Genomic DNA, 18,829 nt, shown 5'->3' with positions numbered 1-18,829 from the left:
TCCTTGGCCTCGGGCCCGGTCAACAACAATCACCTGACGGGTAGCTCAGCTCGCCGTGCACGATGCGAGCCGGCGACGTATAGGGGTGAACCGTATGTTCGCTTTCCGAGCGGATGTGGATCACGCGGATGCCGAGCCAGCGCAGGACATCCGCAATCAGGGCCCGGTGGCATCGCCACCAAAGCAGTTCCGAGCACATCACGGCCGTGCGCCCGCTGTTGGCGATGTACAGGAGCTCTTGGAGCCCGGCGGCGAACTCTTCCGTCCAGGTATACGCCGCATAGGCTCGAAAGGAGGGATTCCGCCAGCCTGCCTGCTCCGGGCCGACCTCGCCCCTGCGCCTTCCGCCGAGCTTCGACAGCCACGCGTAGTCGATGCCGTCGATTGCCAGGCGCTCTGCCAGCGCAGGACCGCCGAAGTGCGGGTACCGGCGTGAACCCGGAAACCGGCGCACATCCGCGATCACCTCGATACCGTTCGCGTTCAGGATCGCAACGAAGTCATCCGCACTCCGGGTGGAGTGACCGATGGTCCAAATGGTCAGAGCAGGCTTCATGCACAGGCAACTGCCGGGACGATAGCAGTCGGACGGGGTTTCGGTCCGCTTTCCGGGCGCGAAAGCTGCCATTCCGGCTGGCCGTGTCCGCTTCAGTGCACGGGCCATCGCGCAAGGCCTCGCCATGCGTGGACGGCGGCCCCAGGCGAGACCATGAGGACGGCAGTGGCAGCGGGGGCGGCCAGCAGCTGCAGGAGTCGAGGCTGGCCATGTCAAGCGCTCACTGGACGAGCAGTGCCGCAACGTGAGGCTGGAAGCGTTGGTGCAGAATCCGCATGCGCACTGTCGCGCATTTCGAGAGATCGCCCGTGAAGACGCTTACCGCCCTGATCGTGCTCGCATTCGCATCGTCCTTCGCTCATGCGGCGGACTCGGCCTGCATGGCCGCTGCCAAGGAGAAGAAGCTGGCGGGCGCCGCCCAGAAGTCCTTCGTCACCAAGTGCGAGAAGGATGCGAAGGCCAAGTGCGAGCTCGCCGCCACCGACAAGAAGCTGGCTGGCGCGGCCAAGGCGAGCAACGTCAAGAAGTGCGTGCGCGAGACCGGACCGGCCGCCTGAGGCTCCCGGCCACGCCGGTGCGCAGCGGCCGGCAGCTTCTGCATTGTGGGTGGGTCCACCTAGGTGGCGCTGCTCGCGCGGCAAAGCAGCTGGCTGCGGCTCTTGCGGTGGATCACCTGGCCTTCGCCGAGCGCCGGGTGCGGCTCGCCGCCACGCCAAGGTTTCCTCGGCGGCTTCCCTGAGGAAGCGAGTCGCCCGGAGGGCGGATCAGGCCCCAACCCCGGCCTCAGAGGGCCGCAGCGGGGGCGGCGAGGTCGGCCACGCCTGCGCTGGCCACCGCCTCGGCGGCCTCGCCGAGTGCGGCTTGCGCCTTCGTCTTCGTGCTGCGACCGTTCTTCGCGGCCGTCCCACCCGCCGCAGCAGCGGCCACGGAAGCCGCGGCGGCTTCGGCGATGAGCTGTCCGGGCTCGCCTCGCATCAGGTCCAAGGTGAGTTCTTCGCCTTCGTGCTGGGTGCTGGCCGCGAACTCCGCGATGTCCTGCGACTGCTGCTGCAGCACCGAGGCCATCGCGGCATCGACCTTGCCGGTCTTGTGCTGCTCCGCGATGATGCGTTGGGCTTCGCGGTACAGGCGCGTGACTTCGGTCTGCAGGATCGAGCGAAACGCGCGCACGGCCTTCTTGGCCGTGAATTCCACATCGGCGCGCTGCGACGAGTCGATCACGCCCAGCAGGTTGGCCGTGCCGGAAAGGGTATAGAGGCGGTCCATCTTGGACAGCACGCCGATGTAGGCGCGGGCCTGGGCCGCGATGATCGGAACGTCGGTCCTGAGCACCCCCGGCCACAGGGTCAGGCTTCCCAGATGACCGTGCTGCTCCAGCAGTTTGAGCAGCCGGTTGATGTTGTTCTGCATCAGCGTGTCGATCGCCGCCAGCTTGGTCGTGGTGATGGTGGCGTACTTGTCCAGCAGTTCCGGGTTGAAGCCGTTCCAGCTGCGGTACTGGTACTCGAGGTAAAGCTGCTTGGACAGGTAGTTGAAGTCCTTCTTGTAGAACCGGATGGCCACCGGGCACTCGATCACGTGGTCCTCGATCACCATGTACGGACTCAGGAAGCTGTGGCGGAACTTGCCTCCGAAGATGGCTTCCAGCGCCTGCTGGCGCCGCGCCTGCCGGCTGCCGACGTCGTCCGGACTGTGGCCGGCACGGGGGGCCTCGATGTCTGTCATTCAGTGTCTCCGGGTGAGAAGCGTCGCCAGACTTTAGGCAGCAGGCGCGTGGACACCGGTCCGTGCAACGTGCATCGAGCCGGCTGTTATCGCTGCCTGGCAACCGGCCTGAGCGGTCGTATCGCCCGATCCTGAAGCAACTGGCCCCGGACGTTTGACGCTCGGGGAGGGGCCTTCCAAGATGGCGGCGCCATCCGGTTGCCGGGGGCGGTGCAACTGGGACACCTAGAACATTCCGAGTCACAACGGCTTCCCGCGACGGCGGGCAGCAACCCGGAGACGGGGAATCGTGAAAGCGACGGCGGCCGATGTGGCGCCGCCCATGGGGGGGCGCATCCGCGTCCCGCCATGATTGTCTGCGGCGATTCGCGAATGGCACCGTGGGCGCCGCGGCGAGCGGCGGGGGGCCGCCCTCGAATTCCGCTGTATGGCGATCGGCGCGCGCCGGCGGCCCGTGGCCTGCCGGACGGGCACCAGCGCATTGCAGGACGACCGTCCTCATTCGCTTCCAGATGGTCCTGCGCCATTCCCCGCTCATTCTGAAGCGCCCCTGCGGACGCGACGATCGCCAAGTGGCTGGCCTCAGCCCTTTGGCAATCTTCGATGTCCCCATCGAGGCAGCCGCCCCCTGGGTCGGCGTTCAACCCGCGGCTTCGTCCGCGACCATCCACCCGACCGGGGCTTGTCCCCGCAACGGACGCCGCCCAGGTCTCTTCAGAGCTGGAGGCAATGATGCGAGCCATTGAGGCCTGTGGCCGGGAGCGATCCCGTGCGGCCCGCGGCGCCTAGCGACGCGCACCCGCAGCAACTGCACCTGCTGCTGTTTGCCGCGCACGAGATCCGTGCCTGGGAACAGGAGCGAAGCCGCAGCACGCTGCGCCGGCAGCAAGCACGGCACGCGCCGCGGCGCTTGCGGCTCCAGGACGACAGCGCCGTGGGCAGTCTCTTCGACACCCTCGACCTGGCCGTCCTGCAGCCGCCGCTGGCCGCAGCACCCGCCGGCGACGACGGGAACGGCGACGCCGGTTCGTCCGGCGAACCGGCAGCCCAGATCCGCCGGCCAGCACTCACCGCAGGAAGCGGCGACAGCTGGTCGGATCAGGCGGTGGCACAGCTTCACGAAGCGGTGCTTCGCCATTCACTCCAGGCGCTGCAGGCACGCGGCAAGCGCGCAGAAAAACGCGAGATCCTGCGATGGATCTTCGCCCCCCAACCGATGGTGGCCGTGCTGCGAGACGCACGCGGCCAGCCGTTCGAGGCAGTCCTGCCTCAATCCCTCACTCCCTTCTCCTTCGAGCAGTGCTGCCGCATCTGCGGCTTCAGCGCCGAGCGGCTGCGGGACGGCCTCATGCCGCTCCTGCGGGAGAGGGGCCTTGGAAATGTCTTTAACGAGATGGCCAATGGACCCAAGCAACCCGAGCCCGGTGGCGACCCTCAGGCGCTACAGGATTCGCGAGACCTTCAACATGCCGCAGGCCTCTGCCGCGGCTGAAATCCCGGGCCTGGAGCCCGGCCTGGCGGGCGTGCCGCCGCTCGACGAGCACTACGTGTTCGACACCGACCGGCTGCGCCAGTTCACCATGTTCTGGGTGGGGGGCTTTCGGGCGCTGATGATCGAGGGCGACCCGGCGGCCGGAAAGACCTCCTTCGTCGAGCAGATCCACGCCCGACTGAACGTGCCGCTGCACAAGGTGCCCTGCGGGCCCACCACCGACCGCTACGCGCTGCTGGGCCAGCTGCTGCCCGACGAGGACGGCAGGCTGCGCTGGCGCGACGGCCCGGTGGTGAAAGCCTGCCGCGACGGCACCTCCGTGCTGCTGGACGAGTACAACGTGCTCGATCCGGGTGAGGCCACCGGCCTGAACATGCTGCTCGAAGGCTACGCGTGGACCATTCCCGAGACCGGCGAGGTCGTGACGCCGGCACGGACCGCCCGCTTCTTCGCCACCCAGAACGGCGTCGACAGCAAGGCGGCGGTGGCGGGGCGCAATGTCCAGGACGTCGCCAACGACGACCGCTTCTCGTACATGCAGGTGGACTACCTGCCGGCCGACCAGGAGCGGGCGCTGGTCAAGCTGCACCTGGTCGGCGGCGGCATCCCCGAGGCGCTGGCCGACACGGTCGCTGGCCTGTGCGTCGAGGTGGCCCACGACGTGCGCCAGGCCTTCCGGGCCGACGCGCCCGACATCGACAAGCCGCTGTCCACCCGGGCGGTGCTGCGCTGGGCCAAGTACACGGTGATGTACCAGGCGGCACTGCGCCAGCAGCGCAGAAGCGGCCTGCACTACGCGATCGGCCAGGCCGTGCGCATGTCGGCCGCCATGGCCAAGGCGGTCAACGAGATCATTACCCTGAAGGCCGGTTACGACCAGTGCCTGAACACCAGGGCGTAGACGCGCGATGAGCCCTCTCTACACCGTCTACACCCACGCCCTGCTCGGACATTGGGGCTTCGCGGCCCTGGTGCCGGATGGACAGGTCAGGACCGCGGCGATCGACCCGGCGGGCCGGGCGAGCCTCGGCACCATCGAGCCGATGAAGCTGGCGCCGCTGCTGCAAGGGCAACTGCGCGCCGGCTACCGGAAGGGGGCGCCCAGGTACCTGCAGCTGTCAGGCAGCGAGCCCGACCTGAAGGGCGCGTTCGTCTCGCAGCACCCCGAACTGGATGCCGGCGCGCACGGCGAGCTGCTGTTCTTCGTGGCCGTGCCCCAGGGGATGGACATGATCCGGCTCGCCGAAGGCTGGCGCGAGCGGCTGCAGGGCATGCCCGGCGGCGGCCGCGGGCGCGACGAGTGGCTGCGCCACTGCGGCCAGTCGGCCCACTACCTGGCGCTGAAGGGCGGCGACGTTCGGGCGGCGCTGCTCGTGGCCGAGTGGGCCCGCAACAACCAGCTGGTGCTGGTGTCGAGCGCTGGCGAACTGCCGGTGGGACCGCCGGATGCGCAGCGCCACGACTGGCGCAACGCGCTGGCCCAGTGGTTCCAGGGGCGCGAGATCGAGCAGGCGCTGGCCGACTTCGGTTGGTTGCCTGACCCGACGCTCGCTCCCATCGACCCGGCTCCCGCAGCGACGGCGCCATCCGATGCCGGTGAGTGGTTGGCACTCGCCCGGCAGGCATCGTTTTGAAAGGACACAACATCATGAAGACATTGGGTCATGTCGTCGCCGTGCTGTGCGCGGCGGCACTGCATGGGGCCATGCACGCGCTGGTCCTGACCGGCCGGCTGGTGGCGCTGCTCGTGGTTCCGGTGGTGGCGTGGTGGATGCACCGCTTCGCCACCAGACGCCTGCGCCCCGCGCGGGCCCGGCCATGGGCGGTCGCACCGGCATCGATGCAGGTCGAAGCGGCGCCCGCAGATCGGACGGCCGACGCGCAGGCAGCGCAGATCGTTCCCACCCGGGACTTCGAGGTGGCGGACCGGATCGTTTCGATCCGGCTCGACCCGCCGGTGGGCGTGATCAACCTGCGCGTCTACCACGCCCTCGGGCTCGTCAAGCGCGACCTGATCGTCAACGAGCCGTGCCTGCGGGCCCTGATGAAGGGCAGACGCCATACTCTGCCGGACGTGCCCTACCAGCCGGCGGCAGGGCTGGATGCGATCAAGGACGAAACCACCCAAGCCGTGGAGCGGCTGATCAACGAGCTGGGAAGCCGCGCAGCGCGTGCCGCCCGCCCGCGCCAGGGCGATGCGAGACCTCGCCGAGGCGCAGCGCCTGCGGATCTGGCACATGAAGCTGCGTCGGAACGCTCGGACAACGAGCCCTCGCGCGAGGAAGTGGCAGGAACAGGGGAGGGAGCGCAGCCGGCGCTGAAAGCCGCGCAGCCGCTGGCGGGTGCCGCGGCGCCCAGGGCGACGTCGGGATTCACGTATGTGGGCAAGCTGGTGAAGGCCGGCTTCCAGACCCAGAAGCCAGGCGGGCGCTACCCCTACGAGGTGTTCGAGGCCACCTTGCAGCTGGCCAACGGCGCGGAACTCGCATTGCGCGGTGCCGAACTGGAGCGCGAGCTGACGGCTGCCGGTTGCGCCGTCGGCCACCACGTCGCCATCACTCCGATGGGCAAGGTGCCGGTGACGCTGGGCAACGGCAGCGAAGGCCAGAAGAACGTTTACCGGGTCAAGCGGATGGACGCAGCGCTGCGAGGGTAGGGCGGCGTGATCGTCATCACCGCACACGGCAGGCTGGCCCACCAGCCCGAGCTCAAAATGCTGCGGCAGACCAGCGTGTGCGAGTTTCGCCTGCTGGCGAACCGCTTCGCGCGCGGCGAGGAACACGTGGAAGCCGTCACCTTCTTCTGCTACGGCGAGGAGGCGGAGGCCTTCTGCGAACGGGTCGAGAAGGGGCAACTGGTCTCGGCCACCGGCACCCAGGAAACGCAACGCTGGACCGACGGCTCCGGTCAGGATCGCACCTTCGTGAAGTACAAACTGACCTGGTGGGAAGCCGGGCCGAGGCCGAAGCCGCGAGGGCAGGAGCCGGCGTCCACTGGGCGACAGCAAGCCGCGTCCGGGCAACATCGGCGGGAGACATCGCGATCGCGAGTGGCCGCGGCACCGCCGGCCCAAGAGCAGGGTAGGAACCCTCCTGCGCCAGGGCTGATCTAGATGATCCACCGTGCGTCACACGGTGCCATCGGTAAAGAGCACGTCCGCACAGGTGGGAGGGAAGGAGCATCGTGATCAGGGCCAGTCGATCGACTGGCCCTGATCGTTTGCCGGGCGAGACCGCGCACTCAAGAATGCACCTCAGGACACCTCCAGTGCCTAGCAGCAAGCTGGAGCCATGCTTGCTGGCGCCGAATTCGGTCGTCCCCGATGCGACGGGACTTCAACGCTGAAATGCCCCAGGCCCTCCGAGCGGACAGCTCCGGCCGGTAACCATGCTGCGCGCTTCAGAGGCGCCTGCAGCGACAACTCCATGAGACTGGCGGTGGACCTTCGTCCGCGGGACCAGCCAATCCGCAACTGGATTCTGGTGCAGTGCGCATTGGCGGGTTTCGTGACGGGCTTAGCAAGAGATGCTGGCGTGCGAGGAGCCACGGAGCCGTTGCTCCGCGCGGCGCATGCCGTTTACGAGCGGAGCGAAGCTCGAAACCAGCCACCGGCCGCCCTTTGGACATTGCTGGAGGCTGCAATCGGGCCGGATCGCTCCCCCAACGTCAGCTTTATGGCGATGCTGCCGACTCCCGATCCCGGCCAGGAACTGCCGGTCAACACCTCGGAGACTTTGGAGAGTGAGCCGATATAGGGCACCAAGTCTTTTTGGGCAAGGCGCTGCTGGTCCATGCGGAACAGAATGGCTTCGACGGGGTCCGGAGGGACCGGCGGGAACTTGCTGCGCTCGTAAGACTGGATAAGCAGGGCTAGCGCCCCTGCATTTCAAGGTCCAAACCCGCGCGGGGAGCCGGCCCCGTCCCCGCGGTCGCGCTGGGTTCATGTCTGATAGAGAACCGTATGGATCAAAGAGAGGAAGGTGAAGGCCTCGTTTGCGTGGGACAGCTATGCCACCAGTACACGCGGCCCCAGTCGGTTGCGGCCCTGCATCACCCTCCCTAGACTGAGCGAGTTCGGCACATCCGACAGCAGGACCACGTCCTGCATTAATCCTCTCAACCCAGGCGGGAACCAGGTTCCCGCTGGGTCCCGGGTTCCCGCTTCGCACACGGAGAACCCATGGACCAAACCCTCATCAAGCAGAAGGAGGCGACGGGCCTCATCTGCGTGACGCTGGACATTCACCTCTGGTCTGGCCGCAAGCGCTTGCGCAAGGAGGCGCTGCTGGCCAAGAACCCCGAGTTCAAGGACCTTCCCCCGGAATCCCTGGCGACGCTGGGATCCATCAAGATCGCCGACCCCGACGATCTGGCGCCCTTCATGCGCGACAAGCGCGAAGCCGAAAAGGTGCTGCAGATCAACGGGCTGCCCCTGCTGGGGACCATCGGCATCCCCGAGGCGAAGCTGGATCGGGTGTACCAGAAGCTGGTGGACGTGAAAGCGTCGTTCGACGCCAAACGGCTGCAATTGCACCGCGACTTCGAAACGCGCGTGCAGGAGTGGCGCGAGAAGCCCGAGAACGAGGACTGGGCCCACCTGATCAACGACATACCAACCCCGGAATATGTCGCAGGCCGCCTTGCCTTCGGCTTTCACCTGTGCCGTGTCTCGGCACCGAGCCTGGAGGACGCAAGTCCGATCAACGAGCACTTCGGCCGCCAGCTCACGGGCCTCAAGGGCGAGCTGTTCGCGGACGCCGCGCGCGAGGCCCGCGTCCTCATGGACCGCTATCTCGCCGGCGACGACGGCACGGGCGTCGCCCGCACGCGCGACAGGATCACGCAGAAGACCCTGGGGCCCCTGCGCCGGGTGGCGGAGAAGCTGCGCAGCTTCAGCTTCCTCGACCCCACCGTCCTTCCGATGGCGCAGGTGGTGGATCACTGCCTGGCGCTGCTGCCCAGGGACGGCCCCATCGACGGCGTCCACCTGGTGCACATCTGGTCCCTCGCACGCACCCTCGCCAATGAAAAGGCGGCGGAGGAAGCGGCGGCGATCGCGCTGCAGCTGGCGTCGCCCAGCGAAGCCTTCGAGGACCTGCTCTCCAAGGTCGGTGCCACGGTCGGTCCCGCCCCGACAGCGGCCAGCGCTCCGGCGCAGGCCGCCCTGCCGACGGCCGCCCCTCCTGCGGACATCGACCTCGACGCCCTGCTGCCCCAAGGCGGCAGCAGCCAGTTCGTGCCGCAGCTTGCCGGCACGCTGTTTTGACGCAACAAGCCCACGGCCAGCTTCCATGCTGGTCGGGGCCAGGAGCCATCATGATTCACAAACTGATTCAGGCCCGGCGCCTGATCGAGGCCTTCCTCGCCTTGATGCTCGGACAGCGGGTGCCCGTCCACTGGGACCAGCGCGCGAGCATGGACAACCAGGGCGGAGTCCACCTGCCCCTGCCGCAGACGGGTGATGCTGCCGAAATCGCGCTGCTCACCCGCCTCGCAGTGCACGAAGGCGGCCACCTACTGGAAACCCAACCCGGATTCGCCGATCGGCTCACGACCGAGGAGCTGGGAGTCTTCAACGCGCTGGAAGATCCGCGCATGGAGAGCCGGCAGGTCAGGCGCTACCCCGGAGCATCGTTGGTCCTGTCGCGCGGTCTGGACGAGATGCTGCAAGACATCGGCGACCGGCTTGAAGCATTCCTCGCCCAAGCGCCGGAACGCGCGTTGCAGCTGGATCTGTTGCTGCGCGGATTTCTTGCGGTCGCGCCGCACGGGCCGATCGAGCGCCGAGCGCCGGACTTGCTGCAACGGCTTGCGCCCTTTATCAACGAGACGCAGCAAGGGGCCATCGATGAAGCGGTAGGGTGCCTGCCGGATCTGGAAACCAGCCTGGAAACCGAAGAGGCCGCACGAGCCTTGATCGCCCGCCTGCGCCAACTGGAAGTTCCGCTGCAAAGCGAGGCTCCCGGCGACGCGCCTGCGGGACTCGACAACCGTGGCCCGGAGCCAGCCGGCCAGCAACAAGCTCCTGATGCGCTGAAGGACTGCGCCGAACCGGGCCACCAGTCCACCGGAGGCGAAGGTGCTGCCAGTGGCAGTGAGGCCCAGGACGCTGCCGAAGACGCATGGGCCTCTGAATTGACCGGAGATGCCGATGCGACGAGCGCGGACAGCGATCCCGGCGGCGAGTCAGCGTCCGAAGGCTGCGGGGACCCACGCGCCTGCGGAGGAGAGGATCCGGTCGTCGAGGCTGACGGGCAACCGCAAGCATCGGACGGCGCCACGACCGCGGGGCAGGGCGATCAGGCGAGCGCCACCGACTCCAAGCGGGGTGACCGCCGAGGCGCCGATCCGGCGCCGACTGGCGCAAGCTCCGGTCCGCAGGCCGGAACGCAACCGATGCATGCCGCCGCCGCCGCCGCCGACGTTGCTTCGCCACCGCAGGTCGGCACCGAACGGTCCACCGACGCCCGCGGGGCGGTCGGTCCCGTGGGCGACGTGCATTGCGCAAGCGATGCTTCCAACCCGTCCACGAGTGCCATCGGTCTTTCGGAAACGGCTGCGGAGCCGCTGGACCTCGGGACGCTGTTGCGCGAGACGCTGGTCGCGCGCTACGGTGTAGCTCAGGGCTCCGGCCCTGAACCGGACGGAGAGCCTGCCGCGGACCCCCTGTCCGACGAGGAGTTGCAGCAGGTAGCAACCATGCTGGCGCAAGCCCATCCATCGGCTTCGCTGGAGGAGCTTTTCGAGGCGTCCCTCGCTGCGCTGGCAGCAGGGCCGGGCGACCAGTCCGAGGACGGCTCGCCCGTCGACGGTGCCGGCATGTCCCTGGCCAGCATGTCGGATGCGCCGGTGAACGCCATCGAGACGAGGCTCCAAGGTGTGGAGTCGCGCTTGGTCACCGTGCTGCAACGCGAGCTGCAGGAGCGCCGCCGGCGCCCGACGCGGGCGACGTATTCCGGCGGTCGCGTCATGAGCCAGCGCTTCTGGCGCCTCGCCGCGCTCGGCGACACGCGGGTGTTCGTGGCCAAGCGCAACGCCTGCGGCATCGATGCCGCAGCAACCGTGTTGCTGGACTCGTCCTACAGCATGCGCGAGCAGCTGCGCACGGCTGCAGAAGCCGCCATGGCGTTCAGCCTGGCGCTGCAGCGGCTCGGAGTGCGGACCAGGGTGGTGCGCTTTCCCGGCGTGGACACCGTCACCGAGACGCTGCAGCGCTTTGGCGAATCACCGCGCCCTTGCCTGCAGCGCTGCGCAACGCTGGTGGCCAGCGGCGGCACGCCGATCGGCGCGGCCACGGTGGCCGAACTGCCGCTGCTGCTCGCGCAGCGCAGGCTCAAGAACATCCTCGCCATCGTGACCGACGACGACCCTGGCGATGGCGACACCCTCACGCGCGCGCTCGCATGCGCCGAGGAACTCCGGGTCCTGGTGGTCGGCGTCGGCATCGGCTGCGACATCCGAGCCTGGATTCCGAACGCGGTGAATGTTCAGGGCGTGGGCGAATTGCCCGACGCCTTGGCGCGCCTGTTCCGCGAGCGCATCTCCGCGCAGCTGGCGGCTTAATCACCGGCGCCACCTTTCCCTCCCCCTCGGGGGAGGGTTTCTACAGGGGCTTTAGGGCCTCTGCAGAAACCCTCGGCGCCTTCATCATCAGTCGACGAACAGGCCCTGTCCGTTGGACGACCTGACAGCCTGTCCACACAATCCCGGTCGATCTCGCACCCGCGACGTCGCAGCCTCCGCAGCTGCATTCACAACCCCGGTGGCCGGCTGCGCCCGAGGGGTGCCGTTATCGGCCCCACATCCAAGGAGAAGCATGAGCGACAAGGCAGAAGTGCTTGCGTATGGGCGCTGGCCGGAGATCCTGCAGCGTGCCGGCATGGCCGACACGTTCTTCACCGGGCGCCACGGGCCCTGTCCGTTTTGCGGCGGCAGCGACCGCTACCGCTGGAGCAACAAGTACGGCGGCGTGTGGCTCTGCACCATGTGCCCCGAAAGCGCCGGTAGCTGGGCCGACGGCTTCACGATGCTGATGAAGCACATGGGCTACCGAAGCTTCCGCGAGGCGGCCGACCACGTGCGGGCGCATTTCCACGCGTGCGCTTCCAGCGGTCCGACGCGCCTGCCGGCCGCAGCACGCCCGAACATCGATCGGAAAGCCGACATCGCGCGCAATCTGCGCCGCATGCAGGCGATCTGGGACGCCACACAACCCATCGCCGCCGGTGACCCCGTCGACCGCTACCTCAAGCGCCGCGTGCCCGGACTGGACTTCGTGCCCCAGATGCTGCGGTTCCATCCGGCATTGGAGTACTGGGCCGCTCCCGACGATCCGAAGGGCCGGCCCGTGCTGATCGGCCGGTTTCCGGCCATGGTCGCCAAGGCTCTCAGTCCCCGGGGATCGTTCGTGCAGCTGCACAAGACCTACCTCACGCCGGATGGCCACAAGGCGGATGTTCCGGTGGTGAAGAAGACCGAGCGCGGGGTCGGCGTCAACGGCTTCGCCGTGATGCTCATGCCGGTGCACGGCGACACCCTCGGCTTCGCCGAAGGGATCGAGTCGGCGCTGGCGGCGGCGATGGTCCGGCGCATGCCGGTGTGGTCGTGCCTGAACGGCGCCTCCATGGCGGCAATGGACCTGCCGGAGCCGCTGCTCGGGTATGTCAACCGGATTGTGGTCTTCGCGGACCACGACCCGCCCAAGGCCTTGCCTTCAGGACCCGACCAAGCCAAGCGCTTTCGCAGTGCAGGAAGCCACTACGCCGAGCTGCTCGCGCAGCGCATGCGCGAGCGCGGCAAAAGGGTGCTGGTGGTCAAGGCGAGCCGCGTCGGCTTCGACATGGCGGACTACTGGGCGCAGCGCCAGGCAGCCGCGGCGTTTGCATGAAAGGGGCCGGACCTCGGGGAGGCCGGCCCATTCATCTTCTTTTCCAAACTCAGGCTCTCACGTGAAGATTCGAGCCGCATCGGTTTGCGTGCCGCCAGCTTGCGCAGTTCGCTCGCCTAAGTGGCGCGCCGGCCGATCGGCATGATCAAGGGAGGGTCGCTGGCGGCGGCGCTGTGAGGCACTGCGCGATCTCACTGGACGTCCACGCACTGCAGCACGTTCACGGCTTGGTCGCCGTAGTGCAGGTACAGCGTCCACGGCTCGGCTGCGGTTGGCTTGCGGTCGCCCAACGCGATCAGGTACTCGCCGGCGCAGAAGCCGAAACCCATGGGAACGGTCGTTCGCCAGTAGCGCAGGTCCATGCCGGCCTTAGCCGGGCTGCCGTCGAAGAACGACGCACAAGGCCAAAAGCTCGCTGTAGTCCGGCAGGTGCATCGCACCAAGTCCGCGTGGTCTGTGCGGCGAGCGCAGCGCATACCGCCATCCTGCGCACCTGTCTCGATCGCTTCGCTGCGCTTGGCGGTGTGACTTACGGAGATTTATGTAAGGAGGGCAATGCTCTCGCAACAGTCATATGCCCCCGCGTAAAAGAATGGCTCATCGTTTACCAAGGGAAACAATCAGATTGCTGGACACGGCGCGCGCGATGCATTCCACTTCGCCGTCGGAGTGCGGACAGGTGCGCGCATAGCGCGAGTAGTCGCGACGGGCTCTTGCTCAACGTAGCGGGGCCTTCAGGGCTTGCGGAAGATCAGGGGATGCGTCATGGACAGTTCCGGCCTGCTGCTGGATTCCTCGCCTCTGTCGATTCAGTGTCGGTCGTGCGGCCTTGCCGAGTCCGACGATTACGAGAGCGTCGAGGAAAACAGTATCCAATCGATGCGGTGTACAGGTTGCGGCACTGTGACCCACTTTGCGGTCATCGAGTGTCCACGCTGCAGCGCCGAGACGCTCTTCTTGCTGGCCAGTCCTGAAGCTTCGGAAGAACTCCGCAGCTTCGTTTGCGCTGCATGCGAGCGGCACCATGCCGATGAAGCGGCCGGCACCCTCTCCTTCGCATAGCGCGGCGCGCCGGTTCGTCCGCAGCGAGGACGGCGCGGTTGCGTTCACGCTCTCGCGTGCTCCTATGGGCATCTTCGTTGAGCGCGTGCAATTTCGCCAAGGCAGAGGCCGTGTCACGCATGCGGCCATCTTCACGGATGACACCAGCTTCGAGCGCTGGTGCGACGCGGATTCGGTACGGTTCGACTACCCCTTGGTGCACATCAATCTGAAGCGCCATGGCAACAACCTGCTCCGACGCGAGTGAACTCCGTTCGCTCGCGCATCTGACATCTCGTCCTGACTACTTCGGACGGGTCAGCGCGGTCGTGCAGCGCCTGGCGGGCGCCGTAGACGAGGCCGAGGCATTGGCGCTGTTAAAGAACGCTGCTCATTGCATGGGAGCGGATTCCGCCGCCTTCGGGAGCTTCATCCGCGACGATCCCTCGCATGAGTCCTACCGGTTCCTGCTCGCCTGCGATCCGGTGTGGTGCCTGGAGTACGGGCGTCGAGCCTGGTATGCGCACGATCCCTGGCTCAATTACGCCTTGCTGCACTCGCAGCCCGTGCGGGCCAGTGAGATCCCGGTGACGACGCTCGAGGAGAAGGAGATCGTCGAGCTGGCGGAAGAATTCGGCGTGAAGTCGGCTGTCATTGTCCCGGCGCCGGCCAGCGGCAGCGTCACGCGGATTGGCGTGTTGTGCTTGGGCTCGGCGCAGGACGGCTTCTTCGAAGGCGACGGGTTTGTCGCGCTGAAGATTGCCGCGCGCAGCCTGGCCATGGAGCTGAACGAGTGGTGGATAGATCGAATCAAGCGAGAGCTTCGCGAGTCGGCCCGCATCACCTCAGAGGACCTCGCTTTGCTGCGCCACGAACGTCTGGGACACGGGACCAAGCGAATTGCCGCTGAACTGGGTACGTCGCCTGGCTCTGTCGATTCGCGGTTTCAGCGCATCAACGCGAAGCTCGGTGTCGCGAACCGGAAGGCGGCCGCAAGCCTGGCGGCGGAATATGGGTTGATCTGATCGACTGCAAGGAGGGTGAGATGCTGAACCAACTGTCATTCGCATCGGGGTTTGCGACGATGTTCCTCGTTCCCGGCCTGCTCCTGCTTGGCATCCTGTTCGACGCGCCAAGCCTTGCGTTCGGAATGGTCATGTTTGTTCTTCCTCTGGCGAGGCCACTCTTTGGCAAGCTGGATCCGGGGAGCACTCCGCTCTGGAGCGAACGGATCGCAACAGTACTGGAGGCATTGCCTCTGGTGTACGCCGGCGTTCTTTCCGCCGCGGTCTGCGTAGTCCTCCGATATGTGGCCTCGTCCGAGGCGCTTGATTTGGCGCATTCACTCGGGCTCGGTTTGAGTCTTTGGGTGACGATGCTCTTCGCGACCTGTGTCGCGCACGCGCTGATCCACCGTAAGGCCACCGGGCAGACGATGGTGGGCCACTACATTGCGGGAGTCGCGGGATACCCGGTGCTTGGGCACGAGCACTTGCGGCACCATGCACGCCCCGGTGATACGGTCAGCGCCGAGTGGCCTCGCGTCGGCGAATCGGTATGGCACTTTGCTGCGCGCCGCGCCGTTGCCATCTTGCGAAGCGCGTATTCGCCCGGCTCGGCATTCTGGAGTGATCCGGCACCCGGCCGTCACGTGATCGGCCTACGTCTCGCCACAGCCGTTTCGCTGATCACCTGCGCCCTGTTTGCCTACGCGGGAGGCTGGAGTGGGATGGCAATCTACGTCGGAGTGCTCGTGGCCGTCACGTTCGGCATGCAGCTTTTCACGTATATCCAGCACTGGGGTCTGGGCGACGATAGGCTGGGGGAAATCGCAGCGCGGGACTACGGCTGGGAAGATGACTGCCGGCTGCAGTCCTGGATGACGCTGGGAATCAGTCTCCATCATGCCCATCACCAGTCTGGCCACCTGCCGTATTACCGCGTGGCGCTGACGCCGGATTCACCGCGCCTTCCGGCGGGATATGTGGTGCTGATGGTCTTGTGTCTTTTCCCTGCCCAGTGGCGGAAGCTGATGCTCCCGGCGCTTGAGCACTGGCAGCGCAATCCGAACGATCCGCGCTCCCCTGGGCGGGCCCTGTCTTGCTTCAGCCTGTATGCCGACCGTCCAGCGCCCGGCGCTACTGGTTGAATTCGGAGACGATTTGACCAACCGCCCCAGCAAGGGCGGGTTGGTCCAGCGATGCGAGCTCGATGGTGAGTCCGTCGACCGCCACGCCGTAGTTACGGCGCGTGGACCGTGCGTAGCAAGGGTCGTAATGGAGGCGCATCACACTCTCAAAGAGGTCATCCACCTTCCGCGTCCTCGCAAGCTCCATCCACTGGGCCAGGGTTTCCTTGCCCACCAGGGGCTTCAGGGGCTCGAGCTTCTGCACCATCGCCACCGGGTCCACAGCGAAGTGAGGATAGTCCTCCCGCCACAGCTTGACGCGCGCGGACATGGGTGCAGCCAGGTTGATCACCGGTGATCGGTGCATTGCCTCATACAATGCTTCGGGCAGGTGGACTTCGCCGACCTTCTTGCTCTCGGCTTCCAGCCAAACCGGCCTTGCCGTGTCGAACCGGCGCAAGGTGTCGAGCAGCAGAGTATCGAAGAACTTCTGCGTGGGCTGTGACTGCCCTGGAATCTGCCCTAGCAGCGACCCACGATGACGGGCAAGTTCTTCCAGATCCAAGACCTGGTGCCCTTGCCGCCGTAGCTCGTGCAGCATACGAGTCTTTCCGCATCCGGTCGGGCCGCAGAGTACCCGGTACTCGAAGGTTTTCGACAATTCGGACAGCGCCGTTCGAACCCATTCGCGGTATCGCTTCCAGCCTCCCGCCAATACGTCGACCTCAAAGCCAATGATGCGCAGGTTGTCTCCCCACAGCCGGCTGCGTTTGCCACCGCGGAAGCAGTAGACAAGGAAACGGTCTTTGGGCCCGTAGCGCGAGATCAGCGGCTTGATCTGGTCCGCGATGTTCCTCAGGGAGTACTCGACGCCAATCAGGTACGCGGCGTGCTTATCGGTCTTGTGCCTGGTCCCGACTTCGGCGTATTCCCCATCATCGACGACGGGTAGGTTGACAGCACCGGGTATGTGGTCTTCGGCGTACTCGTGCGGCGAGCGGGCATCAATGATGAGCGCGTACGAGTCGAAATCCTGCACACCTATCTGACCGGGGTGCACGAGCGGCACTGCGGCCTCCGCCACCCGATGACGGATCGATGAAATTTCGTCGCTTTCCATCACCGAAACATCCGCATCTGTTTTCTAAAGTGGACTCAGGCGGCGTCGAGTACTTCGGAACATGTCATACAAATCGCCATCTCTTCCCGTGGAGGCAGCGTGCCTGATCTAGAGACTCTAAACCCCAGAGACCGGCGTGCCAAGCGTCTCGCCGTACTCAGGACAGCTACGGCCGCTGTCGCGCCGCGTCGCTTCTGCGGTCAGTCCCGCCACTCTCGCCGTTGGCGGTTGCTAGGTCTTCCTGTGCTTCGACGCCCAATCGGTGGGCGGTGCTGCAAGGACCCCATACCGCAGATCAATTCCAGAAACGTCGCTCGTCTTGGCTTGGACACGTCGTTGGCGTTCGAGCCGCGCGAACGCCTCCGGGCCGAGCTGATTGGCCTGTCCCAGAGCCTGAAGCGATCACTTGTATCGCAGCAGACCGCTAGACGGTTCTTTCACTGGGTGAGAGCCCCGTTGTCCGTTGTGCCGCTGCGACCGCGGGTTAGAGAATGAAGAGGTCTCCGGAGACTGTTATCACGACTTCAGCCAGGGGGATGTGCATGGAACTAGTGAACCTACCCGCTGATGCACTGCGCCACCTGCAGGTGTGGAACCGCTCGGTGCGACTGGAGAACCTGAACGCGCTCATGCGCCGCTGGCGGCTGGCGCACTCCGGCGCGCTGGACAACATGCGCCTGACCGAGCGCCTCTTCCCCGGCCAGCGCGATGTGCTGGACCTGCTGGCGGTGTGCAGCGTGGATGAAGTGACGCAGATGGCGGAGTGCGCCACGCCGCTGTTCGGGCTGAGGCTGCGTTGCACGGAGTTCAAGCTGACAGGCCCGAACGCGCAGCAGGTCGATGCCATCGAGGTGGAATCGTTCGAGGAGTCCTTCGTTGCGCTCTCGGCCCGGCTCGATGCCGTGCGCACCGATCTCGAACAGGCGCGGATCGTCTACAGCCTCACCAAGGCGGAGGCGCTCTGGCTGTCGCGGTACTGCCCCCACGAGCTGTATGCACTGGCACGCGACCCCTCGATGGTGCTCGCACAGGTCGTGCACTGGGACTATTTCGTTGCCTGCGTCACGCGCAGCCTCAGTCGCGAACAAAGGACGCTGTTCAGCGCGGTTTCCAGAAGGACGCCGGTCTTCGCGGCAGCGATGTAAGGAGACAAAGCAATGCAGGGCGGAAATTTGCAGATCGGACGGGCGCTCGCATTGAATCGGGCGCGCACCGCGTGTTTCGAGGATTCGAGCTGGGACGACCGGCTGGAGAAGCTGGTCAAGCTGACGCAGCGCACCAGCCTGATCATCGACCTGACCGGAACCGACGCGACGCCGGCGCGGATCAAGTCGTACACCCGTCAACGGCTGCAGGCCTGCGGCATCGCCCCGAACCTGCCCCGGGGCAACCCCCCGAGCTATGAGAGCAAGGCGTTCCTCAAGCCCGACGACGACCGGCTCGATGCGGCCTACCTGGTGGCGCTGCATTTCGGCCCCAGGGGGCCGGGCGAGTTCAGCGAGGTGGAGGCGGACCTCGGACAGGCCCTGGACAAGCGCCTGGAGGTCTATGGCCGCTACTGCTCGGACCTTTACCCGCTCAAGGATCAGCACCACCGGGCTCCGCGGCTTGGATTCGAGGACTACGTCGTGCTGATCCAGGGCATCAAGGCCAAGGTGATCGCCCTGCACGTCTGCCGCGACTGCAAGGGCTGCCAGCCGTACTCCACCTTGCAGACCGTCACGCCCTCCTGCCCGTTCTGCAACCGCATGAAACTGGACATGGGGATGGCGCGCTCGGAGGTGGAGCGCCGGCTGCAACAGCACCGCAGCTGCCGACACCAGCATCTGGCGGCGCGCCACTGCGCCTGAGCCCGGCGAGCCAACAAGGGCTTGAACGCA

18 protein-coding genes are annotated in these 18,829 nt (G+C 66.5%); 14 read left to right on the top strand and 4 right to left on the bottom strand.

Features of this window, described 5'->3' with window-relative positions:
- Positions 1-19: 19 nt before the first annotated feature.
- On the bottom strand, positions 20-556 hold the full coding sequence (locus WG923_RS17165) for a DUF488 domain-containing protein (protein ID WP_340352199.1): 537 nt from the start codon (positions 554-556) through the stop codon (positions 20-22).
- A gap of 308 nt (positions 557-864) precedes the next feature.
- Between WG923_RS17165 and WG923_RS17160 the strand changes: the two genes are divergently transcribed.
- Positions 865-1,113: a hypothetical protein gene (locus tag WG923_RS17160; RefSeq protein WP_340352198.1), complete on the top strand. Its 249-nt coding sequence runs from the start codon at positions 865-867 to the stop codon at positions 1,111-1,113.
- Positions 1,114-1,339: 226 nt separating this feature from the next.
- Here WG923_RS17160 and WG923_RS17155 read toward each other — a convergent pair whose 3' ends face one another.
- Positions 1,340-2,281: a hypothetical protein gene (locus WG923_RS17155; RefSeq protein ID WP_340352197.1), complete on the bottom strand. Its 942-nt coding sequence runs from the start codon at positions 2,279-2,281 to the stop codon at positions 1,340-1,342.
- A 769-nt stretch (positions 2,282-3,050) separates the two neighbouring features.
- Here WG923_RS17155 and WG923_RS17150 point away from each other — a divergent pair.
- The 8 genes from WG923_RS17150 (at position 3,051) to WG923_RS17115 (ending at position 12,660) form a co-directional block, all read left to right on the top strand.
- The gene (locus tag WG923_RS17150) at positions 3,051-3,773 is read left to right on the top strand and encodes a hypothetical protein (RefSeq protein ID WP_340352196.1); all 723 of its coding nucleotides are present in this window, start codon (positions 3,051-3,053) and stop codon (positions 3,771-3,773) included.
- Entirely contained in the window at positions 3,682-4,674 is a 993-nt protein-coding gene (locus tag WG923_RS17145; RefSeq protein ID WP_340352195.1) for a MoxR family ATPase, read from the top strand. The genes WG923_RS17150 and WG923_RS17145 overlap by 92 nt, the downstream gene beginning before the upstream one ends.
- 7 nt (positions 4,675-4,681) lie before the next feature.
- Positions 4,682-5,407, top strand: coding sequence for a hypothetical protein (locus tag WG923_RS17140; protein WP_340352194.1), 726 nt, complete (start codon positions 4,682-4,684; stop codon positions 5,405-5,407).
- Between the two features lie 71 nt (positions 5,408-5,478).
- Entirely contained in the window at positions 5,479-6,429 is a 951-nt protein-coding gene (locus WG923_RS17135) for a hypothetical protein (RefSeq protein ID WP_340352193.1), read from the top strand.
- A gap of 6 nt (positions 6,430-6,435) precedes the next feature.
- Positions 6,436-6,885, top strand: a complete 450-nt coding sequence (locus WG923_RS17130; protein ID WP_340352192.1) for a single-stranded DNA-binding protein — start codon at positions 6,436-6,438, stop codon at positions 6,883-6,885.
- 1,068 nt (positions 6,886-7,953) lie between these two features.
- Positions 7,954-9,039 carry a DUF3150 domain-containing protein gene (locus WG923_RS17125; RefSeq protein WP_340352191.1) on the top strand — a complete coding sequence of 362 codons (1,086 nt, stop codon included), beginning with the start codon at positions 7,954-7,956 and terminating at the stop codon, positions 9,037-9,039.
- Positions 9,040-9,089: 50 nt separating this feature from the next.
- Complete coding sequence (locus WG923_RS17120) at positions 9,090-11,336, top strand: hypothetical protein (protein WP_340352190.1); 2,247 nt, start codon at positions 9,090-9,092, stop codon at positions 11,334-11,336.
- 253 nt (positions 11,337-11,589) lie between these two features.
- Positions 11,590-12,660 (top strand): DUF7146 domain-containing protein, encoded by a 1,071-nt coding sequence (locus tag WG923_RS17115; RefSeq protein WP_340352189.1) that lies wholly within the window; start codon positions 11,590-11,592, stop codon positions 12,658-12,660.
- Between the two features lie 191 nt (positions 12,661-12,851).
- Here the strand turns inward: WG923_RS17115 and WG923_RS17110 are convergent, their stop codons facing one another.
- A complete protein-coding gene (locus WG923_RS17110) occupies positions 12,852-13,022 on the bottom strand; it encodes a hypothetical protein (protein WP_340352188.1) in 171 nt (56 codons plus the stop codon).
- A gap of 662 nt (positions 13,023-13,684) precedes the next feature.
- On the opposite strand from WG923_RS17110, the gene WG923_RS17105 reads away from it, so the two are divergent.
- The 3 genes from WG923_RS17105 to WG923_RS17095 are packed head-to-tail and all read left to right on the top strand — an operon-like array spanning position 13,685 to position 15,850.
- The gene (locus WG923_RS17105) at positions 13,685-13,969 is read left to right on the top strand and encodes a hypothetical protein (RefSeq protein ID WP_340352187.1); all 285 of its coding nucleotides are present in this window, start codon (positions 13,685-13,687) and stop codon (positions 13,967-13,969) included.
- The gene (locus WG923_RS17100) at positions 13,941-14,726 is read left to right on the top strand and encodes a helix-turn-helix transcriptional regulator (RefSeq protein ID WP_340352186.1); all 786 of its coding nucleotides are present in this window, start codon (positions 13,941-13,943) and stop codon (positions 14,724-14,726) included. Before WG923_RS17105 ends, WG923_RS17100 begins: the two co-directional genes overlap by 29 nt.
- 20 nt (positions 14,727-14,746) lie before the next feature.
- A complete protein-coding gene (locus tag WG923_RS17095) occupies positions 14,747-15,850 on the top strand; it encodes a fatty acid desaturase (protein ID WP_340352185.1) in 1,104 nt (367 codons plus the stop codon).
- Here the strand turns inward: WG923_RS17095 and mnmH are convergent.
- Positions 15,840-16,949 (bottom strand): tRNA 2-selenouridine(34) synthase MnmH, encoded by a 1,110-nt coding sequence (mnmH, locus tag WG923_RS17090; RefSeq protein ID WP_340352184.1) that lies wholly within the window; start codon positions 16,947-16,949, stop codon positions 15,840-15,842. The genes WG923_RS17095 and mnmH overlap by 11 nt on opposite strands.
- A 551-nt stretch (positions 16,950-17,500) precedes the next feature.
- On the opposite strand from mnmH, the gene WG923_RS17085 reads away from it, so the two are divergent.
- Together WG923_RS17085 and WG923_RS17080 are read left to right on the top strand one after the other, a co-directional pair.
- Complete coding sequence (locus WG923_RS17085) at positions 17,501-18,094, top strand: hypothetical protein (protein ID WP_340352183.1); 594 nt, start codon at positions 17,501-17,503, stop codon at positions 18,092-18,094.
- 12 nt (positions 18,095-18,106) lie between these two features.
- A complete protein-coding gene (locus WG923_RS17080) occupies positions 18,107-18,799 on the top strand; it encodes a hypothetical protein (RefSeq protein ID WP_340352182.1) in 693 nt (230 codons plus the stop codon).
- Positions 18,800-18,829 lie beyond the last annotated feature (30 nt).

This window comes from Ramlibacter sp. AN1133 (genome assembly GCF_037890035.1).
Lineage (GTDB): Bacteria > Pseudomonadota > Gammaproteobacteria > Burkholderiales > Burkholderiaceae_C > Ramlibacter.
The sequence above is the reverse complement of the archived record's forward strand: the minus strand, read 5'-3'. Positions and strand labels throughout refer to the sequence as shown.

Bases quoted from the DNA above. Each gene is read 5' to 3' on its own strand.
- WG923_RS17155 (WP_340352197.1), bottom strand. From the start codon at position 2,281: ATGACAGACATCGAGGCCCCCCGTGCCGGCCACAGTCCGGACGACGTC.
- WG923_RS17095 (WP_340352185.1), top strand. From the start codon at position 14,747: ATGCTGAACCAACTGTCATTCGCATCGGGGTTTGCGACGATGTTCCTC.
- WG923_RS17080 (WP_340352182.1), top strand. From the start codon at position 18,107: ATGCAGGGCGGAAATTTGCAGATCGGACGGGCGCTCGCATTGAATCGG.
- WG923_RS17125 (WP_340352191.1), top strand. From the start codon at position 7,954: ATGGACCAAACCCTCATCAAGCAGAAGGAGGCGACGGGCCTCATCTGC.
- WG923_RS17120 (WP_340352190.1), top strand. From the start codon at position 9,090: ATGATTCACAAACTGATTCAGGCCCGGCGCCTGATCGAGGCCTTCCTC.
- WG923_RS17165 (WP_340352199.1), bottom strand. From the start codon at position 556: ATGAAGCCTGCTCTGACCATTTGGACCATCGGTCACTCCACCCGGAGT.
- WG923_RS17110 (WP_340352188.1), bottom strand. From the start codon at position 13,022: ATGGACCTGCGCTACTGGCGAACGACCGTTCCCATGGGTTTCGGCTTC.
- WG923_RS17100 (WP_340352186.1), top strand. From the start codon at position 13,941: ATGGCAACAACCTGCTCCGACGCGAGTGAACTCCGTTCGCTCGCGCAT.
- WG923_RS17135 (WP_340352193.1), top strand. From the start codon at position 5,479: ATGCACGCGCTGGTCCTGACCGGCCGGCTGGTGGCGCTGCTCGTGGTT.
- WG923_RS17145 (WP_340352195.1), top strand. From the start codon at position 3,682: ATGGACCCAAGCAACCCGAGCCCGGTGGCGACCCTCAGGCGCTACAGG.
- WG923_RS17115 (WP_340352189.1), top strand. From the start codon at position 11,590: ATGAGCGACAAGGCAGAAGTGCTTGCGTATGGGCGCTGGCCGGAGATC.
- mnmH (WP_340352184.1), bottom strand. From the start codon at position 16,949: ATGGAAAGCGACGAAATTTCATCGATCCGTCATCGGGTGGCGGAGGCC.
- WG923_RS17140 (WP_340352194.1), top strand. From the start codon at position 4,682: ATGAGCCCTCTCTACACCGTCTACACCCACGCCCTGCTCGGACATTGG.
- WG923_RS17105 (WP_340352187.1), top strand. From the start codon at position 13,685: ATGCCGATGAAGCGGCCGGCACCCTCTCCTTCGCATAGCGCGGCGCGC.